The following is a 3,418-nucleotide window of genomic DNA, read 5'->3' as shown; positions in this document are numbered from 1 at the left end:
AGTGTGCCTGCGGCGCGGACGATCTGCGGCGGGACGAACCACCCGAGACTCCCCTTCCGTCGTACCGGAAGCACTCCGAAAAGACCAGGACTTTGAACAACCTGAAGGACAGACCCATGACCACAAACTCCTCAGATCTGGCCCTCACGGTCGCCGTCACCCACCGTGGCGCTGGAAAAGAAGCCTTCGCGCACCTAACGCGGGGTGAATCCCTGGCCATGATTCCGCCGTTGATCCTCGAACTTTCCGGCAGGATCAGCCGCCGGGCTGCGCTCCTAGAGGCGTCATCAATCGACGCGGCCCACAGTTCCGATGACCTGGCCGCCCTCGCCTGGATTCAGCAATCCCTGGAAGATGTTGAAGCCACCATCATGGGACTGTCGGAGGTAAACCGCCGCCGTTCTGCAGCGTTCCACGGTCCTGCCCCTTCTTCTGCCGGAAGCCTTGGTCCCCTAGGTTCCGCCGGGGCCGCCGGGATTTGGGCCCTGGCTTGATCATGCCGGCGGGCTGCCGCTCCTCCGTTCCGTCCCAGGGACATTTGGCGTGTCCCAAAGTACTGATCACCGCCCTCAGATTAAGGATTTGACCATGCACGCAGCACCCGGTTGTCTCGTCGTCGCCGTTCACACCCGAAAAGAACTGGACGCCGCCCTGGATGAAGCGGTGGATCTGCTGAAGCCGGCGGCGATGGCTGAACACGTCGGCATCTCGGTGGCCCGCCTCGCCCCGGGCCGCTATGAAGCGCGCCTGGACAGCGACGTTCCACGCGGTGTGACACTCGAAAGGTGGGGGAGCGGGCTGCGATGAACGGACAGCAGAGCGATCTCTCCGGCGCGCCGGCTGGCAGCGTTTTTAGCATGGTCTGCCCCGCCGCCCGCCAGGCCGGCTGTTCCCTGCGTACGGCGGCTCTCGGCGCAGCGCCGGGGAGGAATGGGTTGAAAGAGTCGCTGACAGAATGCGAAATCGAAGTCTTCCTGTCCCTGGCCCGCGGGCACCGCATCGCTGTGAGGGATCATGAAACCGGGGCATTGTGGTACGGGCGGGTTGACATGACGTTTCCGGAACACGGATTTGTCTGGGTCATCACGGACGTCGGTGAGCGGAAGTTGCTCGACGTTGGCGTGCACACAATCTGGCGGCCGGAGGAGTCCGGCGCCTGCGGCCGCGTTCGCCGGGAAGCCGGTCGCCTTGGGCCTTCGACGATGAGCAGGGTGAGGGCCGTCTGACGCCGGGGGCAGGGCGTGGCCGCATGCAGCTGCGGCGTGGTGCGGCAGGAAAGAGGTCAGGGCCTCTTTGAATTGGTCGCGACCAAGCAACCAATACCCAAAAGAGACCCTGACATGAATAACTCTATGTCGTGTTCCGGTGGCCGCTGGTGCACGCGCGCGGATGCGCTGCTCGGTGTCGAGGGCGTCCGCGTCAGCTCCGTCACGGCAACCGGTACCGGCCTGCTTCTGGGCGTCGAAACCGGGGAGAACGTCACCGGCTGCGCCGACTGCGGCGTCATCGCGGTCGGGCATGGACGCCGCCAGGTCCGTCTCCATGACATTCCCTGTTTCGGCCGCCCGGTGCGGCTGCTGTGGGCCAAACGTGTCTGGCGGTGCCCGGACCCGGACTGCCCGAGAACGACGTTCACAGAGGAGCACCCGCTGGCAGGACCACGGGCGAAGCTCACCGCCAGGGCCGCCGGGTGGGCGACCGATGCGCTCCAGCATTTCGACACCTCGGTCTCCGCCTTGGCCCATCAGCTCGGCGTCTCCTGGCACACCGTCTGGGACGCGGTCAGGATCGAAGCCACCCGGCGGATCGCATCGACCGGCCGGCTGACCGGGGTAGATGCGCTCGGGGTCGATGAGCATGTCTGGTCCCACACCGGCCCGCCCGGAACCGGCATGGTCACCGGGATCGTGGACCACACCCGCGACCCCGCGGGGGTGGTGCACGCCAGGTTGCTTGACCTGGTTCCGGGCCGGTCGGGGAAGGCCTATGCGGACTGGCTCAAAGAACGCGGCGCAGGGTTCACTGCCGGGATCAAGACCGCCGCGCTGGATCCGTTCCGCGGCTACGCGAACGCGATCCGTGACGAGCTGCCCGAAGCCATCGCCGTTCTGAACGCGTTCCATGTCGTGAAGCTCGGCTCGGCCATGATCGACGAGGTCCGCCGCCGGGTCCAGCAGGACACCCTGGGACACCGCGGCCGCAAGGGCGACCCGCTCTACGGAATCCGTCGAACCCTGCAGATCGGCGCCGAACACCTCACCGACAAACAAGCCGCCCGGCTCGATGCTAAGCTCAGCGCCGGGGATCACGGCCACGAAGTCACCCTGGCCTGGCAGTGCTACCAGAAGCTCCGCAACATCTACCACGCCCGCCCGGAGCGGGGCCGGGAACTCGTCAACGAAGTAATCACATCATTCCCGACCTCCCCATCCCGGAAGTCGCCCGACTCGGGCGGACACTCAATGGAAGACAGCGATCCTAGCCTACTTCGACACCCACGGCGCTTCCAACGGACCCACCGAAGCGATTCAATGGCGTCATCGAAACCACCCGCCGAATCGCCCGCGGCTTCCGCAACTTCACCAACTACAGACTCAGATGCCTACTGGCCGCCGGCGGCCACCGCCCCTACCGGAACAAACAGACCAACCATGCCTAAACGCGAAGCCGCTTTAAGTCTTCTAGACCAGGCGCCCCTGGAGTTCTTCTGCGGCTGCCCGGAGCATGCCCCCGAGGTCGCTGCGAAGCTCCTCCGACATGCGGTGGGCCGGCACAGATACGTTGATTCCGTAGACAGTGCCGCTTGGGCCGGCAACCGCGGCGGCGACCGATGTCACCCCGTCTTCGCTCTCTTCGCGGCTATTTGCGTAACCCCTGTGCCGGATTTCGTCGAGCTCCCTTTCAAGGTCCGACCTGGAGGTAATTGAGTTGGTAGTCAGCTTGGGGAGTTCCTGCCCTGGGTACAGATTCCGCAGCTGCTTCTCACCGAGGAGGCTCAGCATCGCTTTACCAGTCGCAGTGCAGTTTGCTGGCAAGGTGAGGCCCTGGCGGGAACCGACGCGGACCGCTCGCCTGCTTTCGATGGCGTCGATGAATTGGACGTCAGTCCTCTCAAGCCTGGCGAAGTGGACGGTTTCTCCCGTTTGTTCGAAGATCCGCTCGAGGACCGGCCGGGCCAGTGTCCGGATGTCCACCTGCCGTCTGATCGCAAAGGCAATCGAGCTCAGCGCCTGCCCAGGTTCGTAGGCCCGGGTCGCCGGGTTCTGCCGAACGAAGCCACGGTAGAGAAGCATGCCCATCAGCCGGTGCGCCGTCGACGACGCCACGCCCAAGTAAGTGCTGGCATCGGTCAGCCTGATGCTGGGCTGGGTTTCGAACAGCAGGAGCAGCCGCAGGGCGTTATCAACAGACTCGATGG

4 protein-coding genes and 1 pseudogene are annotated in these 3,418 nt (G+C 65.0%); 4 read left to right on the top strand and 1 reads right to left on the bottom strand.

Annotation, left to right across the window (positions count from 1 at the left end):
• From JF781_RS27630 to JF781_RS27615, 4 genes and pseudogenes are all read left to right on the top strand, one after another.
• Nucleotides 1–494 (top strand): hypothetical protein (locus JF781_RS27630; protein WP_083420726.1); only part of this gene is annotated, 494 nt, incomplete at its 5' end.
• Between the two features lie 94 nt (nt 495–588).
• Nucleotides 589–807: a hypothetical protein gene (locus JF781_RS27625; RefSeq protein ID WP_047040755.1), complete on the top strand. Its 219-nt coding sequence runs from the start codon at nt 589–591 to the stop codon at nt 805–807.
• On the top strand, nt 804–1,226 hold the full coding sequence (locus JF781_RS27620) for a hypothetical protein (RefSeq protein WP_156525812.1): 423 nt from the start codon (nt 804–806) through the stop codon (nt 1,224–1,226). Before JF781_RS27625 ends, JF781_RS27620 begins: the two co-directional genes overlap by 4 nt.
• A 114-nt stretch (nt 1,227–1,340) precedes the next feature.
• Nucleotides 1,341–2,366, top strand: a pseudogene (locus tag JF781_RS27615) (ISL3 family transposase); the annotation flags it as partial.
• A gap of 315 nt (nt 2,367–2,681) precedes the next feature.
• Here JF781_RS27615 and JF781_RS27610 read toward each other — a convergent pair.
• Complete coding sequence (locus tag JF781_RS27610) at nt 2,682–3,353, bottom strand: IclR family transcriptional regulator (protein ID WP_255642420.1); 672 nt, start codon at nt 3,351–3,353, stop codon at nt 2,682–2,684.
• Nucleotides 3,354–3,418 lie beyond the last annotated feature (65 nt).

Origin of the sequence: Mycobacterium sp. WUMAC-067 (assembly GCF_020217485.1) — a bacterium.
In the GTDB taxonomy this organism is placed as follows: Bacteria; Actinomycetota; Actinomycetes; order Mycobacteriales; family Mycobacteriaceae; genus Mycobacterium.
The sequence above is the reverse complement of the archived record's forward strand: the minus strand, read 5'-3'. Positions and strand labels throughout refer to the sequence as shown.

Bases quoted from the DNA above. Each gene is read 5' to 3' on its own strand.
- JF781_RS27620 (WP_156525812.1), top strand. From the start codon at position 804: ATGAACGGACAGCAGAGCGATCTCTCCGGCGCGCCGGCTGGCAGCGTT.
- JF781_RS27625 (WP_047040755.1), top strand. From the start codon at position 589: ATGCACGCAGCACCCGGTTGTCTCGTCGTCGCCGTTCACACCCGAAAA.